The sequence below is a fragment of the Pseudomonas sp. JV241A genome (genome assembly GCF_900275665.1).
GTDB classification, from domain to species: domain Bacteria; phylum Pseudomonadota; class Gammaproteobacteria; order Pseudomonadales; family Pseudomonadaceae; genus Aquipseudomonas; species Aquipseudomonas wadenswilerensis.
Genome location: NZ_OPYO01000025.1, coordinates 129024 through 147557 on the forward strand (window position 1 = coordinate 129024; position 18534 = coordinate 147557).

Annotated in this window: 23 protein-coding genes; 3 read left to right on the forward strand and 20 right to left on the reverse strand. The window is 64.1% G+C overall.

Annotated elements, in window-relative coordinates; translation table 11 throughout:
* Positions 1–104: 104 nt before the first annotated feature.
* A complete protein-coding gene (locus tag JV241A_RS16615) occupies positions 105–1037 on the reverse strand; it encodes a DMT family transporter (RefSeq protein WP_115088048.1) in 933 nt (310 codons plus the stop codon).
* Positions 1038–1191: 154 nt separating this feature from the next.
* Here JV241A_RS16615 and JV241A_RS16620 point away from each other — a divergent pair, with 154 nt between their 5' ends.
* Positions 1192–2085: a LysR substrate-binding domain-containing protein gene (locus JV241A_RS16620; RefSeq protein WP_134063565.1), complete on the forward strand. Its 894-nt coding sequence runs from the start codon at positions 1192–1194 to the stop codon at positions 2083–2085.
* Here JV241A_RS16620 and JV241A_RS16625 read toward each other — a convergent pair.
* The 12 genes from JV241A_RS16625 to ccmA are packed head-to-tail and all read right to left on the reverse strand — an operon-like array spanning position 2078 to position 10868.
* A complete protein-coding gene (locus JV241A_RS16625; protein ID WP_134063567.1) occupies positions 2078–2485 on the reverse strand; it encodes a GFA family protein in 408 nt (135 codons plus the stop codon). The two genes, JV241A_RS16620 and JV241A_RS16625, sit on opposite strands and share 8 nt — an antisense overlap.
* 47 nt (positions 2486–2532) lie before the next feature.
* A complete protein-coding gene (locus tag JV241A_RS16630) occupies positions 2533–3471 on the reverse strand; it encodes a 2-hydroxyacid dehydrogenase (RefSeq protein ID WP_134063570.1) in 939 nt (312 codons plus the stop codon).
* 47 nt (positions 3472–3518) lie between these two features.
* The gene (locus tag JV241A_RS16635) at positions 3519–3932 is read right to left on the reverse strand and encodes a hypothetical protein (protein WP_010225056.1); all 414 of its coding nucleotides are present in this window, start codon (positions 3930–3932) and stop codon (positions 3519–3521) included.
* A 10-nt stretch (positions 3933–3942) separates the two neighbouring features.
* Positions 3943–5145, reverse strand: a complete 1203-nt coding sequence (gene ccmI, locus JV241A_RS16640) for a c-type cytochrome biogenesis protein CcmI (protein WP_134063572.1) — start codon at positions 5143–5145, stop codon at positions 3943–3945.
* Positions 5138–5614: a cytochrome c-type biogenesis protein gene (locus JV241A_RS16645; protein WP_115088053.1), complete on the reverse strand. Its 477-nt coding sequence runs from the start codon at positions 5612–5614 to the stop codon at positions 5138–5140. Before JV241A_RS16645 ends, ccmI begins: the two co-directional genes overlap by 8 nt.
* A complete protein-coding gene (locus tag JV241A_RS16650) occupies positions 5611–6144 on the reverse strand; it encodes a DsbE family thiol:disulfide interchange protein (RefSeq protein ID WP_115088054.1) in 534 nt (177 codons plus the stop codon). The genes JV241A_RS16645 and JV241A_RS16650 overlap by 4 nt, the downstream gene beginning before the upstream one ends.
* The gene (locus JV241A_RS16655; RefSeq protein WP_177414889.1) at positions 6141–8114 is read right to left on the reverse strand and encodes a heme lyase CcmF/NrfE family subunit; all 1974 of its coding nucleotides are present in this window, start codon (positions 8112–8114) and stop codon (positions 6141–6143) included. Before JV241A_RS16655 ends, JV241A_RS16650 begins: the two co-directional genes overlap by 4 nt.
* An 11-nt stretch (positions 8115–8125) precedes the next feature.
* A complete protein-coding gene (gene ccmE, locus JV241A_RS16660) occupies positions 8126–8581 on the reverse strand; it encodes a cytochrome c maturation protein CcmE (RefSeq protein ID WP_115088056.1) in 456 nt (151 codons plus the stop codon).
* Complete coding sequence (gene ccmD / locus JV241A_RS16665) at positions 8578–8754, reverse strand: heme exporter protein CcmD (RefSeq protein ID WP_115088057.1); 177 nt, start codon at positions 8752–8754, stop codon at positions 8578–8580. The genes ccmE and ccmD overlap by 4 nt, the downstream gene beginning before the upstream one ends.
* Positions 8751–9527 carry a heme ABC transporter permease gene (locus JV241A_RS16670; protein WP_038996353.1) on the reverse strand — a complete coding sequence of 259 codons (777 nt, stop codon included), beginning with the start codon at positions 9525–9527 and terminating at the stop codon, positions 8751–8753. Before JV241A_RS16670 ends, ccmD begins: the two co-directional genes overlap by 4 nt.
* 43 nt (positions 9528–9570) lie before the next feature.
* The gene (ccmB, locus tag JV241A_RS16675; RefSeq protein WP_026001415.1) at positions 9571–10239 is read right to left on the reverse strand and encodes a heme exporter protein CcmB; all 669 of its coding nucleotides are present in this window, start codon (positions 10237–10239) and stop codon (positions 9571–9573) included.
* Positions 10236–10868 carry a cytochrome c biogenesis heme-transporting ATPase CcmA gene (gene ccmA, locus JV241A_RS16680; protein WP_115088058.1) on the reverse strand — a complete coding sequence of 211 codons (633 nt, stop codon included), beginning with the start codon at positions 10866–10868 and terminating at the stop codon, positions 10236–10238. Before ccmA ends, ccmB begins: the two co-directional genes overlap by 4 nt.
* Positions 10869–11031: 163 nt before the next feature.
* Here ccmA and JV241A_RS16685 point away from each other — a divergent pair, with 163 nt between their 5' ends.
* Both JV241A_RS16685 and JV241A_RS16690 read left to right on the forward strand, forming a co-directional pair.
* Complete coding sequence (locus tag JV241A_RS16685) at positions 11032–12600, forward strand: flagellar hook-length control protein FliK (RefSeq protein WP_134063574.1); 1569 nt, start codon at positions 11032–11034, stop codon at positions 12598–12600.
* Positions 12597–12929, forward strand: coding sequence for an EscU/YscU/HrcU family type III secretion system export apparatus switch protein (locus JV241A_RS16690; RefSeq protein WP_134063576.1), 333 nt, complete (start codon positions 12597–12599; stop codon positions 12927–12929). Before JV241A_RS16685 ends, JV241A_RS16690 begins: the two co-directional genes overlap by 4 nt.
* Positions 12930–13106: 177 nt before the next feature.
* On the opposite strand, the gene JV241A_RS16695 is transcribed toward JV241A_RS16690, so the two are convergent.
* The 7 genes from JV241A_RS16695 to JV241A_RS16725 all read right to left on the reverse strand — a co-directional run bounded on the left by JV241A_RS16695 (position 13107) and on the right by JV241A_RS16725 (position 18500).
* Positions 13107–13499, reverse strand: coding sequence for a DUF2802 domain-containing protein (locus tag JV241A_RS16695; protein ID WP_010225042.1), 393 nt, complete (start codon positions 13497–13499; stop codon positions 13107–13109).
* A 1-nt stretch (position 13500) separates the two neighbouring features.
* Positions 13501–13980, reverse strand: a complete 480-nt coding sequence (locus tag JV241A_RS16700) for a chemotaxis protein CheW (RefSeq protein WP_010225041.1) — start codon at positions 13978–13980, stop codon at positions 13501–13503.
* Positions 13981–14044: 64 nt separating this feature from the next.
* Complete coding sequence (locus JV241A_RS16705; RefSeq protein WP_115088061.1) at positions 14045–14914, reverse strand: CheW domain-containing protein; 870 nt, start codon at positions 14912–14914, stop codon at positions 14045–14047.
* Positions 14914–15702: a ParA family protein gene (locus tag JV241A_RS16710; RefSeq protein WP_010225035.1), complete on the reverse strand. Its 789-nt coding sequence runs from the start codon at positions 15700–15702 to the stop codon at positions 14914–14916. Before JV241A_RS16710 ends, JV241A_RS16705 begins: the two co-directional genes overlap by 1 nt.
* A gap of 45 nt (positions 15703–15747) precedes the next feature.
* A complete protein-coding gene (motD, locus tag JV241A_RS16715) occupies positions 15748–16635 on the reverse strand; it encodes a flagellar motor protein MotD (RefSeq protein ID WP_115088062.1) in 888 nt (295 codons plus the stop codon).
* A gap of 3 nt (positions 16636–16638) precedes the next feature.
* Positions 16639–17379: a flagellar motor protein gene (locus tag JV241A_RS16720; protein WP_115088063.1), complete on the reverse strand. Its 741-nt coding sequence runs from the start codon at positions 17377–17379 to the stop codon at positions 16639–16641.
* The gene (locus JV241A_RS16725; RefSeq protein ID WP_115088064.1) at positions 17379–18500 is read right to left on the reverse strand and encodes a chemotaxis response regulator protein-glutamate methylesterase; all 1122 of its coding nucleotides are present in this window, start codon (positions 18498–18500) and stop codon (positions 17379–17381) included. Before JV241A_RS16725 ends, JV241A_RS16720 begins: the two co-directional genes overlap by 1 nt.
* Between the last annotated feature and the right edge of the window lie 34 nt (positions 18501–18534).

Consider the following 18534-nt stretch of genomic DNA (forward strand, 5'->3'; position numbering starts at 1 on the left):
GCGGGATATGCCTTTAGTGGGCAGCGTTTTCGCAGGGTTGGCAGGGTTTTGCAAGGCCCATGACCATCATGGTATCGCAGGGCAAGCCCGCCCCCACACATGCCTCAGGCTGTCGCTGGCGCCCTGCCCGGCTCATGCTGGCGCATCGACCAGCACACACCGCCGATCACCAGGACAATCGCCAGACCTTCCAGCAGGCTCGGGCCGCTCTGGCGCCAGATGAAGGCATAGAGCAAGGCAAACAGGGTCTCGAAGACAATCAACTGGCCGCTCAGGGTCAACGGCATGCGCTTGGACGCGGCATTCCACAACAACGCCGCCAGCCACGAGCCGAACACCGCGCAACCCAGGCTGTACAGCCAGAACAGCGTCCAGCGCTCAGGCGCCGCCTCGACCTGCAACTGGGTTGGCTGCCACAAGGCAAGCACCAGCACCAGTACCAGGCTCAACACCCCGGTCATCACCCCGCTGAGCACCGACCACTGGTGGCTGTCGAAATGCCCACACTGCTTGAGGTAGCGGCTGTTGTGCACCGCGTACCAGGTCCAGCAGGCCAGCGCGCCGAGGGCATAGAGCACACCGGCAAGCTTGTCGGCCAGTGCACCGGGTTCGACCGCAAAAGTCTGCAGGTTGATGCACAGCATGCCGGCGAGAATCAGGCCCAGCGGCAGGAGTAATTGCCGCAGCGTCACCCCGCCACTGTCGTGACGACCGTACAGGGTGATGGTCAACGGCAGCACGCCGACGATCAACGACGCCGGCGCCACGCCCAGGCGCTGGATTGCCGCCACCAGGCAGATGAAATACAGCAGATTGCCGATCAGGGCCAGGCGCCCGATCATCCACAGGTCGCTCAGGGTCAAGCGGCCCAGGGCCGTGCGCATGGGAATCGCCAGTACCAGGGTCACCAGGCCGAACAGGACAAAGCGCGCACAACTGAGCAGCACCGGGCTGAACTCCGGCAACAGCTGCGGCACCATCAGCACCAGCCCCCACATCGCACCGGCTACACCGGCGTAAGCCACACCCCGTTTCACTTGCCTGCTCCTGTTCAAAGAAGTGCGCAGGCTAACGCCAGGGCGCCGTTCCGACAAAAGATGATTTGGCATGCAGACATTCCCACAGGGAATACCTTTCATGCCGAAAGCATCGACCTTATGATTGAGGCATTCCCCAGACTGGACCCTAAGCATGAGCCGCTTCAGCCGTCACTTGCCGCCGCTGGACACCCTGATTGCCTTCGAAGCGGTGGTCCGCACCGGCAGCTTCACCCGCGCCGCCAGCGAGCTGTACCTGACCCAGAGCGCAGTGAGCAAACAGATCAAGGTGCTGGAAGAGCACCTCGGCGCGATCCTGTTCGAGCGCCGCGCCCGGGGTATCGCCCTGACGACAGCCGGTGAAGGCTTCAACGCCATTGTCGAACCCATGCTGGAAAGCCTGTTGAACAATGTGCTGCGCCTGAAAAGCGGCCACGGCAGCCGTAATGTCAGCGTCATCTGCACCCATGCGGTGGCCCAGTACTGGTTGTTCCCGCGCCTGCTGCGCTTCAACGAGCAGCACCCGGAGCTGACGGTGAACATTCACGCCAGCAACGAAATCAGCGAGAGCGATATCGGCAACTACGACTTCGGCATCCTCTATGGCCATGGCCACTGGAGTTCACTCAAGGCCAGCAAGTTGTTCGATGAGGCCATCTACCCGATTGCCAGCGTCAAACGTGCCCTGCCCGCAGTGCATTCACTGAGCGAGCTGCAGGCATTGCCGTTGATCCAACTGGACGCCTCGGCCTGGAACTGCCTGGACTGGCAGGACTGGTTCGGCCACCAGGGCTTGCGCTACCAGGCGCCGGCCAATGCGGTGACCTTCAACCAGGTCAACCTGGTGTTCGATGCGGTGATGCAGGGGATGGGCGTGGGGCTGGGCTGGGAGTTCATGGCCCGCGAGCGGATCGACAACGGCTTGATCCGCCAGGTGTCGGCGTTTGTCGTGCACACCGGCCAGGCCGACTACCTGGTGCACGACAAACAGGCCCTGCGCTCGCCGGCGGCGCAGGTGTTCGAGGATTGGCTGCTGACCCTCAGTTGAACAGCGCTTCGACCTGCGCGGCGGTCATTTCCTCGGTCCGGTTGGCAAAGCAGTAGTAGCCCGGTTTCTTGTCGACATACACCTGCAGATCGAAGATCCAGTCGGTATCGCCCTCCAGCACGCCGACCGACACCGCATCGAAATTGCCGGATTTCAGCCGGTACAACAGGTGCGTGCCACAGGTGCCACAGAAACCGCGCTGGGCCCAGTCGGATGAGTCATGGAACACCGGCTGGCCGCGGGTGAACTGCACCGGCTCAGCGCAATGCACCGACAGGAACGGCCCGCCGCCCCACTGCCGGCACATGCTGCAATGGCAGGCGTTGACGCTGGCTTTCTCCAGGCTGACGCTGAGTTTGACGGCGCCGCACAGGCAACTGCCGTGTTTTTCCAGGGACATGGTCAAGGCTCCTTGCTGGGAGAGGTAGGCGGCAAGTCTAGCAGCTGTCAGCCGGTGACCGGCGTCAGCACCGGCTCGCCGGCAAAGAATGCCTGCAGGTTCTTCAGCACCAGTTGCACCGTGTCGCGCGCGGCCTCCGGCGACTGACCGGCGACATGCGGCGTCAGCACCACATTGGGCAAGGCCTTCAGGGTGACGGGCACTGCCGGTTCTTCATCGAACACATCCAGCGCCGCACCGGCTATCACCCCGTTTGCCAGGGCCTCGACCAGATCAGTGGTGCTAACCACGCTGGCCCGGGCGATGTTGACCAGAAAACCCTCTGCGCCCAGGGCTTCAAGCACCGGCCTGTCGATCAGCTGGCGGGTATTGGTACCACCCGGGGTAGCAACGATCAGAAAATCCGATTCACGGGCTAATGCCAAGGGGCTGTCGCAGTAGTGATAGACCACATCGGTACGCGGGTTGCGGTTGTGATAGCTCACCTGCATGTCGAAGCCCTGCGCCGCACGCTTGGCAATCGCCAGGCCGACCGCGCCAAGGCCGAGAATACCCAGGCGCTTGCCGCTGACCGACGGGCTGATCACCCGGTTCCACTCGCCACGGCGGGTCGAGGCATCGGCACGGGGAATATCGCGCACAACCGCCAACAGCAAGGCCATGGCATGGTCAGCCACCGCCGTGGCATTGGCGCCAGCGCCGTTGGTCACGGTGATACCCTGCGCGGCGGCGGCCGCCAGATCGACCTGCTCGTAACCGGCGCCGATCACGCAGATGATTTTCAAGGCGGGCAAGGCAGCAATTTCATCGGCGTACAGGCCCAGCGGACCGCGGGTCAGTACCGCATCGATCTCGCTGCCATGACGGGCAATGGCCTCGGCACGCAAAGCCGGGGTCTGCGCGCGGATCAGGCGAAAACCGTTGCTCTCCAACAGGGGCAGGTAGGCGTCGACCGTTTCTACCAGCACCAGTACCGTCTGTGTCATGCCAAGCTCCCGGGCTATTCGCGAGGGGGCATTATGCGGACTTCAGGCTACTGGGCGAAAGCCCGACCCAGACCGCCCGGCACGCCACTGCTGTCGGTTTCCTGCCAGGGACCGTTGAGGTTGGTCGACCAGCTCCAGCCGTTGTTCCAGCGGTAATAGGTGCGCTGGCGGTAGAAGGTGTTGGGCTTGCCGTCGAGCACGTACACACCCAGGCGCGGGTCCCAGTGGCTGGCACCACCGGGCGGTGGTGCAAAGCTCGGTGAGGTGCGCTGTACCGGCTTGGGCACCGGGGTGACGGCCGGTTTGCTCGGCACCGCGCCCGGCTTGGGCGCAGGCTTGGTGCTCGGACCAGGCGGCAGGGTCTCGATCGGCGGCGCGGTGGGTTCGGAGGGCTGATGAACGGTACATGCACTCAAGCCCACAACCAGGGAGAGAAGGGTCAGGCGTGCGATGCTGTTCATAGTCGGTCTCTTACTGGTCCGGGCTGTCGATGGTCAGGTGTTGCGCGGCGGTAGTGCTGCTGGCCAGCGGAGCACCCTTGCCAACCCATTCGCCCTGGGTCGGCTGGCCAGCGCGAGAGATGCGCGCAACCAGTTGGACTTCAGGGAAGCTCGACAGTTTCATGTTCGGCATCATCGCATCGCTGTCGCTCAACTCCACTTCGATCGGCAACTGCGCCACGGTAACCCGCTTGGCCGCCAGCGGCATCGGCGGGCCGGAACTTGCACGGGCGAAGATGAACACGGTGTCGTCAGGCTTGACCTTGTCCTTGAGCGCCGCTGCCAGTTCCACCCGTACCTTCAGGCGTGCCGTGCCCTGCTCGGCAACTGCCGGTGCGGCCTTGCCCTCGCCAGCCTTGAGCTTTTCGCTGGCGCGTTCGATACCGCCCTGCAACGCTGCCCGCGAGGCGTCGCCTTCAGGCAGTTGTACCAGCAGGCGGTTCCAGTAGTCGATGGCTTGCTGGTAGTGCTCGGACTCAAACGCAGCGATGCCGAGCAGGCCGAGGCTGGTGACTTCGTTCGAGTCGGCCTTGAGCGCTTCGTCGGTCAGGGCCTGGGTCTGGGCGTTCCACTGCTTGTTGTTGGCAAAGTACAACGCCTGGGCCCACTGTCCGAGCAGCTCCGGTTCACGCCCGGCAACCGCCACGGCGCGCTCGAAGACCTTGGCGGCATCGGCAGGACGCTCCTGGGCCATGTAGGCACGACCGAGGAAGTACAGGCCTTCGGCCGAGTCCGGCTGGGCCTGCACCGCCAGCTCCAGGCGGCGGGTCATTTCTTCCATGGACTGCGGCGCCTTGGCAAATTGCTGGGTCAGCTCGACCTGCTCGCTGGCACCGAAATGCAGGTACAGGCCCAGGCCCATCAACGGCACCAGCACCGCCGCCAGCAGCGGCAAGGGTTTGCCCAGGCGACCCAGGCGCTGCGGTTCGACGCCCTCGGTATCGGCCAGCAGCTCGCGCGCGGCCTCATCGCGGCCTTTGCCGAACTGCTCGGCATCGAGCACCCCGGCGGCCTGCTGGGCAGCCAGCTCGGCAACGCGTTCCTGGTACAGGGCAACGTTGAGGGCGGTGCGGTCTTCTTCCTGTTGCGCACGACGGCTGCGCAACACCGGGATCAGCAAAAAGCTCAGGGCCACCAGCAACAGCAGGCCTGCAGCAAGCCAGAAATCAGTCATGGGTCTGTTCTTTGTCCAGCAATTTGGCGAGGCGCTCACGCTCCTCGGGGGAAAGGTCGGCGCTGCCTGCAGCTGCCTGGCCACGGCGCTTGCGCACAATCAGCGCAAGCACGGTAAAGCCGCCCAGCAGCAACACGCCCGGGCCGAACCACAGCAGCCAGGTACGAGCACTCAGGGCGGGCTTGTAGCGGACGAAGTCACCGTAGCGATCAACCATGAAATCGACGATCTGCTGGTTGCTCTTGCCTTCGCCGAGCATGCGGAAGATCTCCCGACGCAGGTCGGCGGCGATCGGCGCATTGGAGTCGGCGATGTCCTGGTTCTGGCACTTGGGGCAGCGCAGTTCCTTGGTCAACTCGTGATAACGCTCGCGTTCCGCCTCATCGGCAAACTGGTAGGTGTCGATTGCCGCCTGGGTCACCCCGGCCAGGCTCAGGCCGAGTACGGCGGCTGCCAGCCAGCGCTTCATGGCTTGGCCTCATCGACCAGGCTCTGGTACTGCGGCGCCAGTTGCTCGCGCCAGACGGTGGCGTCGACCACGCCTACGTGCTTGTAGCGGATGATGCCCTTGGCGTCGATCAGGAAGGTTTCCGGCGCGCCGTACACCCCCAGGTCCAGGCCCAGGCTACCCTGCTCGTCACGGATATCCAGCTGGTACGGGTTGTGGAACTCGGCCAGCCATTTCAGTGCGGCGGCGTTGTCGTCCTTGTAGTTGACCCCGTGGATCACCACGCCCTGCTCGGCCAGCTTGTTCAGGTACGGATGCTCGATCTTGCACGACGGGCACCAGGTGGCCCAGACGTTGACCAGCGCCGGCTTGCCGAGCAGGTCGGCCTCGGTCAGCGGTTTGCCGTCTACCGACGCCAGGGCAAAGGCCGGGAACGGCTTGCCGATCATCGCCGAGGGCAGTTCGCTCGGGTCGAGGAACAGGCCGCGATAGAGAAACACCGCCACCAGCAGAAACACCGCCAGCGGCAGCACCATGATCCAACGCTTCATGCAGTTGCTCCAGACATGCCCAGTGCCTCACGCACGCGGGTTTTCACCTTGACGCGATAACGACCATCCAGTGCTGCCAGCAAGCCGCCCAGGCCGGTCAGCAAACCACCCAGCCAGATCCAGCGCACGAACGGCTTGACGTGCACCCGCACCGCCCAGGCGCCGTTATCCAGTGGCTCACCGAGGGCAACATAGAGGTCACGGGTGAAACCGGCATCGATACCGGCTTCTGTCATCATCGACTGCTGCACGGTGTACAGGCGTTTTTCCGGGTGCAGGACGCTGATCTCGCGGCCATTCTCGACCACTCGCACGGTGCCCTTGTCGGAAGTGAAGTTCGGCCCTTCGAAGTGCTTGGCGCCTTCGAAGATGAACTGGTAGCCGGCCAGTTCCACCGACTCGCCCGGTGCCAGGCGCAGGTCGCGTTCGGCGCTGTTGTTGCTCGACAGCACCACGCCCAGGGCGCACACCGCCAGGCCCAGGTGCGCCACCTGCATGCCCCAGTAGCTGCGGCTCAGGCCGCGCAGGCCCTTGAACAGGCCTTTGTGGCGGGTCTTGTCGAGGATGTCGCGGGCACCGGCGAGGATGACCCACGCGGCCAGGGCGAAGGTGGTCAGCACCTGCCAGTCGAAATCGTCGACCAGAAAGCCGCCGATCGGCGCCAGCACGGCGCTGGCGATCAGCACCGGGGTGAGCATGCCCAGCAGCCATTGGCTCGGGGTGTCTTTCCAGCGCACGATCACGCCCACCGCCATCACCACCATCAGCACTGCCATCAACGGAATGAACAGTGCATCGAAGTACGGCGGGCCGACCGACAGCTTGGCACCGGTCAGGGCGTCGAGGATCAACGGGTACAGGGTGCCCAGGAGGATCATCGAAGCCGCCACCACCAGCACCAGGTTGTTGGCCAGCAGCAGGGTTTCCCGCGACCACAGGGCAAAGCCGACCTGGCTCTTGACCACCGGTGCACGCAGGGCAAACAGGGTCAGCGAACCACCGACCACGAACAACAGGAAAATCAGGATGAAGATGCCGCGCTCGGGGTCGGAGGCGAAGGCATGCACCGAGGTCAGTACCCCGGAACGGACCAGGAAGGTCCCCAGCAGGCTCAGGGAGAACGCGGCGATCGCCAGCAATACCGTCCAGCTTTTGAACACGCCGCGTTTCTCGGTGACCGCCAGCGAGTGAATCAGCGCGGTGCCCACCAGCCAGGGCATGAACGAGGCGTTTTCGACCGGGTCCCAGAACCACCAACCACCCCAGCCCAACTCGTAGTAAGCCCACCAGGAACCGAGGGTGATACCGATACCCAGGAAGGCCCAGGCGACGATGGTCCACGGCCGCGACCAGCGGGCCCAGGCGGCGTCCAGGCGGCCGCCGAGCAAGGCGGCAATGGCGAAGGCAAAGGCTACCGAAAAGCCCACGTAGCCCATGTACAGCATCGGCGGATGGACGATCAGGCCAATGTCCTGGAGCAGCGGGTTGAGGTCGGCGCCGTCGCTTGGCACCTGCGGCAGCAGGCGTTTGAACGGGTTGGAGGTGATGATCAGGAACGACAGGAAGCCGACGCTGATCATGCCCATCACTGCCAGCACCCGCGCCAGCATCACCTGCGGCAATTGCCGGGAGAAGATCGACACGGCAAAGGTCCAGCCGCCGAGGATCATCGCCCAGAGCAGCAGCGAGCCTTCGTGGGCGCCCCACACGGCGCTGAACTTGAAGTACCAGGGCAAGGCACTGTTGGAGTTGTTGGCGACATAGGCGACCGAGAAGTTGTCGGTCATGAAGGCGTGGGTCAGGCAGGCGAAGGCGAACGCCAAAAAGGCGAACTGGCCCCAGGCTGCCGGGCGCGCCAGGCTCATCCACAGGCTGTCGCCGCGCCAGGCGCCGAGCAGCGGGATGGTGGCCTGGACGCAAGCGAAACAGATCGCCAGGATCATCGCCAGCTGGCCCAGTTCAGGAATGATCAGTGCCGCATTCATGGCTTGGCTCCAGCATCGGTGGCGGCCTGGCCGCTTTCCTTGAGGGCTTTGGTGACTTCCGGCGGCATGTATTTCTCGTCGTGCTTGGCCAGCACTTCATCGGCCACCACCACGCCTTCGGCATTGAGCTTGCCCAGGGCGACGATACCCTGCCCTTCGCGGAACAGGTCCGGGAGGATGCCGCGGTAGGTGATAGGCACCGACTTGCTGAAGTCGGTGACCACAAAGCGCACGTCCAGCGAGTCACCGGAGCGTTGCAGCGAGCCTTTCTCGACCATGCCGCCAGCGCGGATGCGGGTGTCCAGCGGCGCTTCGCCATTGGCGATCTGGGTCGGGGTATAGAACAGGTTGATGTTCTGCTGCAGGGCGCTCAGGGCCAGGCCCACGGCGATGCCAATCCCGGCCAGCAGGCCGAGGATGATGAACAGACGCTTTTTACGCTGCGGATTCACGGTTTGTTCTCCCGGCGCAGACGGCGCGCCTGTTCTTGCAGGTAACGGCGCTTGGCGCGCACGGGCGCGGCGACGTTGAAGGCCAGCACCAGCAGGCAGATGCCGTAGGCCGACCAGACGTACAGGCCGTGATGGCCCATGGCGAGAAAATCACTGAAGGAGGTAAAGCTCATCGTGCCATCTCCCGACCCAGGCTGTTCAATACCTCCTCCTTGACCCAGCTGGCGCGCGCCTCGCGCTTGAGCACTTCAAGGCGCATGCGCAGCAACAGCACGGCGCCGAAGAAGCAGTAGAAGCCCAGTACCGTCAGCAGCAGCGGCAGCCACATCTCGGCAGGCATCGCCGGTTTTTCGGTGAGGGTGAAGGTGGCGCCCTGGTGCAGGGTGTTCCACCACTCCACCGAATACTTGATGATCGGGATGTTGATCACCCCGACGATGGCCAGCACCGCGCAGGCCTTGGCCGCGCTCTCACGATTGCTGATTGCATGGCTCAGGGCAATGAGACCGAAGTACAGAAAAAGCAGGATCAGCATCGACGTCAGTCGTGCATCCCAGACCCACCAGCTGCCCCAGGTCGGCTTGCCCCAGATGGCGCCGGTGACCAGCGCCACGGCGGTCATCCAGGCACCGATGGGCGCCGCGCACTGCAGGGCGACGTCGGCGATCTTCATCTTCCACACCAGGCCCACCACTCCGGCGACCGCCAGCATCACATAGCAGGACTGGGCGAGCATCGCCGCCGGCACGTGGATGTAGATGATCCTGAAGCTGTTACCTTGCTGGTAGTCCTGGGGCGCGAAGGCCAGGCCCCAGACCACGCCGATGCCGATCAGCAGGATGGCGGCAATCGCCAGCCACGGCAGCATCCGCCCGCTGATGGAATAGAACCATTTGGGTGAACCCAGTTTGTGAAACCACGTCCAGCTGATTGCGCTGCTTTTCATCACGGTACATCCAGGGTCTTTGCTGGGCAGGGCCCAGACCTCATTATTCGCCGACGCTGATCTTCAGGCCAGCCGCTATTGCAAAGGGTGCCAGAGTTACTGCCAGGGCGGTCAGGCTGCCAAGCCAGAGCAGATAACCGGTCGCCGGCATAGCTTGCAATGCCGCCTGCAAGGCGCCACTGCCCAGGATCAATACCGGGATATATAACGGCAAAATAAGTAGCGCCAGCAGCAGGCCGCCACGTTTCAAGCCGACTGTCAGGGCTGCACCCACAGCGCCCAACAGGCTCAGTACCGGGGTACCGAGCAAAAGCGATGCCAGCAGTACCGGCAGGCACGCCGCAGGCAAACCTAGCATCAGTGCCAGCAAGGGTGCCAACAATACCAGTGCCAGGCCGGAAAAGGCCCAGTGTGCCAGTACTTTCGCCAGCACCAGAAGAGGCAGGGGGTGCGACGAAAGGACCCACTGCTCCAGCGACCCGTCCTCGAAATCACTGCGGAAAAGCCCGTCCAGCGAGAGCAGAACCGATAAAAGCGCGGCGACCCAGACCAGTCCCGGAGACAAGGTTTGCAACAATTGAGTCTCCGGACCGACCGCCAACGGGAACAGGGCGACGACGATGGCGAAGAACACCAACGGATTGGCAAGCTCGGCCGGACGTCGGCACAGCAGACGCGCTTCACGACGCAACAACAGTACAAACACACTCATGCGGCCCACTGCCCCAGGTTCAGTTCACGGTAACCGGACGGCTTGCGTTCCAGCGTGTGGTGGGTGGTCAGCACAACCATGCCGCCCTGCTCGCAATGGGCGGCCAGGTGCGCTTCGAGCTGGGCCACGCCCTGCTTGTCGAGGGCAGTGAAGGGTTCGTCGAGAATCCACAGCGGCGGGCTGTCCAGGTACAGTCGGGCCAGGGCCACGCGGCGTTGCTGGCCGGCCGACAGGGTATGGCAGGGGACGTCTTCGAAACCGCGTAGGCCGACCGCTTCCAGGGCCGTGCGGATTGCCGCCGGCGCGGCCGGGCGATGCAGGGCGCAGAGCCAGGCGAGGTTCTCTTCGGGGCTGAGGACATCCTTGATGCCGGCCGCGTGGCCGATCCACAAGAGGATGCGCGCCAGTTCGTTGCGTTGTTCAGCCAAAGGCTTGCCGCTGAGGAGAATCTGCCCGGCGGTCGGGCTCATGAGGCCGGCCATCAAGCGCAGCAGGCTGGTTTTGCCGCTGCCGTTGGGGCCGCTGATCTGCAGCATGTCGCCTGCGCCCAGGTGCAATTCGAGGTTTTCGAAGAGCATTCGCCAGTCGCGCTCGCAGGCCAGGCCCACGGCTTGGAGATGAGGGGTCACGGTTTCGCCTTATGCTTGGGATGCCTGTCTCAAGTCGGTCCCGGCCTTGCCGTTATACTGGCAACGACGATGTGGCCCGGCCGCGCTGATCGCCAAAGATCGGGCGGCATTATACATGTGATGTCCTACTGCAAAGAGGGCTATTTCAACAGGTTGCGAGCGGATGACAGGCGAAATCAACAACCTTGCTGCACAGATTCCGGCCAACCCGCAGCTGCGCTCGGCGATGACCGGTGAGCTGCTGCGCCTGCTGCAACCGCAACAGGCCTTGCTGGCTCCGGGCGAAACCGCCAAGGCCGAGGTGTTGGCCCTGCGCCAGGTCGGCCAGGACTTCCAGATGCTGCTCAAGCTGACCCAGGACAACGGCAAGCAGACCAACATCCAGGCCAGCAGCACCCTGCCCCTGGCCCAGGGCAGCCAACTGGCGGTGAGCCAGAGCAGCAGTGCCAACCTGACCATCACCGTGCAGCAGGCCATCGCCAGCAGCGTGGCCACCCTGACCCGCATCGACACCCGCGAACTGCCTGTTGGCACCCTGCTGCAAGGCAAGGTCGTGACCAGCCAGGCGCTCCCTCAGAACCCTGGTCAACTGGCCCAGTTCCGCTCGCTGGTGACCTTGCTCGGCGGCCCTCAGGCCGGCGCCACCCTGGCCATCGACAGCCCGCGCCCGCTGCCGGTGGGCAGCCTGCTCAGCGCTCGGGTGCAAAGTGATCAATCGCTGAGCTTCGTACCGCTCAGCGGGCGCCAGGAGCAACTGGCGATTACCCAGCAGCTAAGCACCCAGCAGAGCCGCCAGGCGTCCCTGCAAGGCTTGCTCGCGACCCTGCAACAATTGCGCAACGACAATAGCCAAACGGGCGAAGTGCGCGCCACGGTAGACAAGCTGCTGGCCAGCCTGCCGGACATCCGCCAGCTCAGCGACCCCAAGGGCCTGGCACAGGCCTTGAGCAACAGCGGCGTGTTTCTTGAGGCCAAGCTGCTGGCCGGGCTGCCCGCTGCGCTTGCACCCGACCTTAAAGCCCAAGTGGTGCGCCTGGTGGCGCAACTGCTGCCGGGGCTCCCCGGCAACGCCACATTCAACCCGGCTGCCGCCGCCAGCACCCTGGCCCAGGTCATGCCCGGCATGGTCCGCAATGCCCTGGGCATGCTCGGCCAGGTCAGCCCGCGGCCACATCCCGGTGGCTTTCCCCTGCCCTCGCGCTTGTTGCAGAGCCAGGACGGCGAAGGCGACCTTGAGCATTTGCTGCGCCTGGCCGCGGCGGCCATATCGCGCCTGCAAAGCCATCAGCTGGCAAGCCTGGAACAGACCGGCACCACCGCCGATGGCAACCTGCAGACCACCTGGCAACTGGAGATCCCGCTGCGCACCGGCCAGGACTTCATGCCGCTACAGATGAAACTGCAGCGCGAAGAAACCCCCGAGCAGCAAGGCGACCCGGAGCGCGAACGCCGCGACCCGCTGGAAATGCTCTGGCGCATCGAGCTGTCCTTCGACCTGCATCCGCTGGGGCCGCTGCAGGTACAGGCGCAGATCAGCCAGGGCAGCCTGTCCAGCCAGCTCTGGGCCGAACTGCCGAGCACCGCACAATTGATCGAAAGCCATCTCGGCCACCTGCGCGAACGCCTGCTGGCGCGGGGCCTGAACGTCACCGAACTGCACTGCCATCACGGCACACCGCCCCAGGGGCCGCGCACGCACCTGGAACAAAGATGGGTGGATGAACAGGCATGATTGATAAGACTCCACGCCAGGCCATTGCCCTGACCTACGACGGCCAGCAGGCCCCGACCCTTAGCGCCAAGGGCGACGACGAGCTGGCCGAGGCAATCCTGGCGATTGCCCGCGAGCGCGAAGTGCCGATCTATGAAAATGCCGAACTGGTGCGCCTGCTGGCGCGCATGGAACTGGGCGATCAGATTCCCGAGGCCCTGTACCTGACCATCGCCGAAATCATCGCCTTTGCCTGGCAGCTCAAGGGCAAGGTGCCGGTGGGGTTTGTCGATGAAGGGCCGCAGGAGCGCGATATCACCCCCACCGATCTGAGATTGCCGGGTACCTGAAAGCATCGCGGGGCAAGCCCGCTTGTATGGGAAGACTTGAAGGGATTGTGCAAAACCTGTGGGAGCTGGCTTGCCAGCGATGAGGCCGGTATAGCCAGCACACCAGGCAGTGACTGGATCACGACCGCTGCGCGGTCGATCGCCGGCAAGGCCGGCTCCCACAGGCCGCGATTGATTTCAGCTGCGGTGCAACTTGCTCATCAACTCCGCCTCAGCCTGGGTCAAACCGCAGGACTGGGTCAGTTCATCAACGCTGGCACCCATGCCCACCAGCCGCGCCGCTTGCGCGAACGACAGGCTGTTGGGGTCACGCTGTTCCAGTTGCAGGAGCTTGTCCGGCAAGGGCGCAACCACCGCCCGCAGCTCGTGCAGGGCTTCACCCATGCGCACGCTGCCGTTCTGGTAGTCGTCCAGGCGTTTGCCCAGGTCCTTGATGCGCTGGTCACGCACAGCATCGCCCTGGGCCTGTTGCGCGGCCAGCTCACGCTGGCGCTTGCTGTAGTTCAGGAAGAACCACAGGCTGACCGCCCACAGCAGCGCCAGAAATATGACTGCAACCTCGAGGATCAACTCAGATGTTCTCCAGCTCGGACCACTCTTCCTCGGTCATCATCTTGTCCAGCTCGACCAGGATCAGCAGTTCGTTGTTCTTGTTGCACACGCCCTGGATGAACTTGGCCGATTCCTCGTTGCCGACATTCGGCGCGGTCTCGATTTCCGACTGACGCAGGTAAACCACTTCAGCGACGCTGTCGACCAGGATGCCGACCACTTGCTTGTCGGCCTCGATGATGACAATACGGGTATTGTCGGTGATCTCGCTCGACAGCAGGCCGAAGCGCTGGCGGGTGTCGATCACGGTGACCACGTTACCGCGCAGGTTGATGATGCCCAGCACGTAGCTAGGGGCACCCGGGACCGGGGCGATCTCGGTGTAGCGCAGGACTTCCTGCACCTGCATCACGTTGATGCCGTAGGACTCGTTGTCCAGCTTGAAGGTCACCCACTGCAGGATCGGATCTTCGGAACCTTGTGCAGACGATTTTTTCATTCCCCTATCCCTCAAAATCCGCCATCGGCGGAGTGCTCAGTGCGGTCGCGGCAGATGCGGCCGATTATTTATGAGTGCTGTGCAGCTGCTTGACCGCACCGCTGGCGATCAACTCGGCCAGTTCGGCGACGTCGAGCAACGCGCACATGTGTTCGATAACGGTGCCAGCCAGCCAAGGCCGCTGGCCACGCTGGCTGCGCCATTTGATTTCGTTGGGGTCCAGGCGCAGCGAACGGCTGACCTGATGCACCGCCAGGCCCCATTCGTAGCCCTGGACCGAAATCACGTACTGCAAGCCCTGGCGAAAATCATCCCGGTAACGATCGGGCATGACCCAGCGGGCGGTGTCCAGGACCTTGAGGTTGCCGCTCTGGCTCGGCAGGATGCCGAGGAACCAGTCAGGCTGGCCGAACAACGGTGTCAATTCGTGGCCCGCCAACGAGTAGATCGAGCCAAGGCACACCAGCGGTACCGCCAGGGTCAGCCCCGCGACGTCGAACAACAGGCATTCGAACGGCTCGGCGGCCCAGGCCGGACGGCCGTCGATCGTGGCCGGCGGTACCGGTTGATTCGGTGCCGGCGGCAGGTGCACATCCACCAGTGGCTCGATCGGCGCAACCTGGGCGACCTCGACCGCAGGCTCAGGCTCAGGCTCAGGCACTTCGACCACGGGCTCGACCACCGGCGGCAAGGTCAGCGGCAACACCGACCGTGGCGGCTCGGCAAACGGCAGTGGCGCAGGCGTCACGACCGCCTGGGCTGCGACCTGGGCATCACGGGCCTGCTCTTCACGTACCGCCGCCTGGAACTCGTCCGGCTCGACCGATACCGGCACTGCCTCATCGAGTTCTTCGGTGGCCTCCTGCAGCAAGCCATCGAGGTAGCTCTGCAGGGCCATTTGTGGCCGGCTGGCAAGCTGTTGAGGGCGATTCATCAGGCCACCTGCAAGGCAAGGTTCTGCGTCAGCAGGTGCTTGAGCAAGGCCCGGTAAGCCACCACGCCGCGGCTCTTGCCGTCGAATTGCGAGGGCGTCTGCCCGGCCCGGCTGGCATCACGCAGGCGCGTGTCGACCGGGATATAGCCTTGCCAGATATGTTCGGGGTAAGCGTCGCGCAGCACCCGCAAGGTGCCCATGGAGGCCTGGGTGCGGCGGTCGAACAGGGTCGGCACGATGTGATAGGGCAAGGCCTGCTTGCGCGAGCGGTTGACCATCGCCAGGGTGCTGACCATGCGCTCCAGGCCCTTGACCGCCAGGTACTCGGTCTGCACCGGGATCACCAGCTGCTGGCTGGCCGCCAGGGCATTGACCATCAGCACGCCGAGCAACGGCGGGCTGTCGATGATGGCGTAGTCGAAATCCTGCCACAGCTGCGCCAGAGACTTGGCGATCACCAGGCCCAGGCCACTCTGGCCCGGCGACTGGCGCTCGAGCACGGCCAGGGCGGTACTCGAGGGCAACAGCGAGATCTTCTCGTCGCTGGTCGGCAGCAGCAACTGCCCGGGCAAGCCTTCGGGCACCGTGCCCTTGTGCAGGAACAGGTCGTAGCAGCTGTGCTCCAGCGCATCGGGGTTATGCCCGAAATAGCTGGTCATCGACCCGTGCGGGTCGAGGTCGACGACAACCACGCGCTTGCCCGCCTCGGCCAGCAGGCCGGCCAGGGCGATGGACGTGGTGGTCTTGCCGACTCCACCTTTTTGATTGGCTACTGCCCAGACTCTCATTGCGTTGCTTCCTCCCGGTACGGCAGCCTGCCCTGCCGGGATCGGTTATAGGGTCGGTGACGGGGAATTGACGCGTTTGTCGCCCACCGTCGGTGCTACCGCAGCCGGTGCAGTTTGTGTGCCAGCCCGCTTCATGGCCGCATCCGGAGTGGCATTGGCGCTGCCAGTACCGGTCAGGCTGCGGCGTACTTCCAGGTTGCGCGAGATCACCAGCACCACCCGTCGGTTGCGCGCGCGACCTTCAGCGGTGTCATTGCCGGCGATCGGCTGAAACTCGCCATAGCCGACCGAGGCCATGCGCGCCGGATTCACTCCTTCCATCGCCAACAGGCGGACGATGCTCGCCGCCCGCGCCGACGACAGCTCCCAGTTGGTCGGGTACTGCGCCGTGCGGATCGGCAGGTCATCGGTAAAGCCTTCGACATGCACCGGGTTGGCGAACGGCCTGAGGATATTGGCCACCTTCTCGATGATGTTGAACGCCACATCGCTAGGCATGGCGTCGCCGCTGCCGAACAACAGCGAGGAATTGAGTTCGATCTCGACCCACAGCTCGTTGCCGCGCACGGTCATCTGGTCGGACTTGATCAGGTCGCCGAAGGCGTCGCGTACGTCATCGGTGATGGTCTTCAACGGGTCGCTGCTGGTTTGTGCCAGGCCTGCGTCGACCTGTTCACTGTCCTTGATCAACGGCTCGGCCGGCTTGACGCTGAGCGGGCGCTCGTCGCCGATGGGGATCGGCTTCATGCTCCGCTCGGGGTCGTTGAACACGCCGATCAGGGCCTGGGAAATGACCTTGTACTTGCCCTCGTTGATCGAGGAGATCGAATACATGACCACGAAGAAGGCGAACAGCAAGGTGATGAAGTCGGCGTAGGACACCAGCCAGCGTTCGTGGTTTTCATGCTCTTCGGGTTGTCGACGGCGCGCCATGTGTTACTCCATGAAGCCCTGAAGCTTCAGCTCGATCGAGCGCGGGTTTTCGCCCTCGGCGATCGACAGCAAACCTTCCAGGAGCATTTCCCGGTAGCGCGATTGACGCAGGGCCAGGGCTTTGAGCTTGTTGGCGATCGGCAGCAGGATCAGGTTGGCACTGGCCACGCCATAGATCGTGGCGACGAACGCCACGGCAATGCCGCTACCCAATTGCGACGGATCGGCCAGGTTGCCCATCACGTGGATCAAGCCCATCACCGCACCGATGATACCGATGGTCGGCGCATAGCCGCCCATGCTCTCGAACACCTTGGCGGCCTGCACATCACGGCTTTCCTGGGTGTAGAAATCCACCTCGAGGATGCTGCGGATGGCTTCGGGTTCGGCGCCGTCGACCAGCAACTGCAGACCTTTGCGCGCATACGGGTCCGGCTCGGCATCGGCGACCCCTTCAAGGCCCAGCAGACCTTCCTTGCGCGCGGTCAGCGACCAGTTGACTACCCGGTCGATACCGCCGGCCAGGTCGATCCGTGGCGGGAAGAGGATCCAGCGCACGATCTGCAGCGCGCGCTTGAAGGCGCTCATGGGCGACTGCAGCAAAGCTGCCGCCAGGGTACCGCCAATTACGATCAGCGCCGCCGGGCCATTGAGCAGCGCCGACAGGTGACCGCCCTCGAGGTAGTTGCCGCCGACGATGGCGACAAACGCCAGGATGATCCCGATAAGGCTCAAGACATCCATCAGACGCAGGCCTCGACCAGGTGCTTGCCGATCTCGTCCAGGCCGTAGACGGCGTCGGCCAGGTTGGCTTTGACGATGGCCATGGGCATGCCGTAGATCACGCAGCTGGCTTCATCCTGGGCCCACACCGTGCTCCCGCCCTGCTTGAGCAGGCGTGCGCCTTCCCGACCGTCGGCGCCCATGCCGGTGAGCACCACCGAGAGCACCTTGTCGCCATAGGACTTGGCCGCCGAGCCGAAAGTGATGTCCACGCACGGCTTGTAGTTCAGGCGCTCATCGCCCGGCAGGATCTTCACCGTGCCGCGGCCGTCGACCATCATCTGCTTGCCGCCAGGGGCCAGCAGGGCCAGGCCCGGGCGCAGCATGTCGCCGTCTTCGGCTTCCTTGACGCTGATCTTGCACAGTTTGTCGAGGCGCTCGGCAAAAGCCTTGGTGAACGCCGCCGGCATGTGCTGGATCAGCACGATCGGCGCCGGAAAGTTGGCCGGCAACTGGGTCAGGACCCGCTGCAGGGCAACCGGGCCGCCGGTGGAAGTGCCGATGGCGACCAGCTTGTACGGCTTGCGCTTGGGCGCAGGCGACGTGCTGGCTGCCGCTGCGCTGGTACGTACCGGGGCTGCGGCGCGCGGCGCGGGCGTGCTGCCCAGGCTGCTGACGCTTGGCTGCGCGGCCGGCGCCGGAGCCGGGGTTGGCGCCGGGCTTGCGTAGGCACTGAAACGACGGTTGCTACGGGAAATGGTATGGACCTTTTCGCACAGCAACTGCTTGACCTTCTCCGGGTTGCGCGAGATGTCTTCGAAGTTCTTCGGCAGGTAATCGACCGCACCGGCATCCAGGGCATCGAGGGTGACGCGCGCGCCTTCGTGAGTCAGCGAGGAGAACATCAGCACCGGGGTCGGGCAACGCTGCATGATGTGACGCACGGCGGTGATGCCATCCATCATGGGCATTTCGTAGTCCATGGTGATGACATCGGGCTTGAGCGACAGCGCTTGGTCGATCGCTTCCTTGCCGTTGGTCGCGGTACCGACGACCTGGATAGTCGGGTCCGCTGAAAGAATTTCCGAGACACGGCGGCGGAAGAAACCGGAATCATCCACCACCAGGACCTTGACTGCCATAAACACTCCATTAGGGGGCGCGGCGTAACGCCGC

Excerpts from the sequence above, each read along its gene's own strand:
- ccmI (WP_134063572.1), bottom strand. The coding sequence starts at position 5,145 with ATGACTGATTTCTGGCTTGCTGCAGGCCTGCTGTTGCTGGTGGCCCTG.
- JV241A_RS16670 (WP_038996353.1), bottom strand. The coding sequence starts at position 9,527 with ATGAAAAGCAGCGCAATCAGCTGGACGTGGTTTCACAAACTGGGTTCA.
- JV241A_RS16700 (WP_010225041.1), bottom strand. The coding sequence starts at position 13,980 with ATGAAAAAATCGTCTGCACAAGGTTCCGAAGATCCGATCCTGCAGTGG.
- ccmB (WP_026001415.1), bottom strand. The coding sequence starts at position 10,239 with ATGAGTGTGTTTGTACTGTTGTTGCGTCGTGAAGCGCGTCTGCTGTGC.
- JV241A_RS16625 (WP_134063567.1), bottom strand. The coding sequence starts at position 2,485 with ATGTCCCTGGAAAAACACGGCAGTTGCCTGTGCGGCGCCGTCAAACTC.
- JV241A_RS16720 (WP_115088063.1), bottom strand. The coding sequence starts at position 17,379 with ATGGATGTCTTGAGCCTTATCGGGATCATCCTGGCGTTTGTCGCCATC.
- JV241A_RS16685 (WP_134063574.1), top strand. The coding sequence starts at position 11,032 with ATGACAGGCGAAATCAACAACCTTGCTGCACAGATTCCGGCCAACCCG.
- JV241A_RS16725 (WP_115088064.1), bottom strand. The coding sequence starts at position 18,500 with ATGGCAGTCAAGGTCCTGGTGGTGGATGATTCCGGTTTCTTCCGCCGC.
- JV241A_RS16705 (WP_115088061.1), bottom strand. The coding sequence starts at position 14,914 with ATGAATCGCCCTCAACAGCTTGCCAGCCGGCCACAAATGGCCCTGCAG.
- JV241A_RS16690 (WP_134063576.1), top strand. The coding sequence starts at position 12,597 with ATGATTGATAAGACTCCACGCCAGGCCATTGCCCTGACCTACGACGGC.
- JV241A_RS16630 (WP_134063570.1), bottom strand. The coding sequence starts at position 3,471 with ATGACACAGACGGTACTGGTGCTGGTAGAAACGGTCGACGCCTACCTG.
- JV241A_RS16645 (WP_115088053.1), bottom strand. The coding sequence starts at position 5,614 with ATGAAGCGCTGGCTGGCAGCCGCCGTACTCGGCCTGAGCCTGGCCGGG.
- JV241A_RS16635 (WP_010225056.1), bottom strand. The coding sequence starts at position 3,932 with ATGAACAGCATCGCACGCCTGACCCTTCTCTCCCTGGTTGTGGGCTTG.
- JV241A_RS16650 (WP_115088054.1), bottom strand. The coding sequence starts at position 6,144 with ATGAAGCGTTGGATCATGGTGCTGCCGCTGGCGGTGTTTCTGCTGGTG.
- motD (WP_115088062.1), bottom strand. The coding sequence starts at position 16,635 with ATGGCGCGCCGTCGACAACCCGAAGAGCATGAAAACCACGAACGCTGG.
- JV241A_RS16710 (WP_010225035.1), bottom strand. The coding sequence starts at position 15,702 with ATGAGAGTCTGGGCAGTAGCCAATCAAAAAGGTGGAGTCGGCAAGACC.
- ccmD (WP_115088057.1), bottom strand. The coding sequence starts at position 8,754 with ATGAGCTTTACCTCCTTCAGTGATTTTCTCGCCATGGGCCATCACGGC.
- JV241A_RS16620 (WP_134063565.1), top strand. The coding sequence starts at position 1,192 with ATGAGCCGCTTCAGCCGTCACTTGCCGCCGCTGGACACCCTGATTGCC.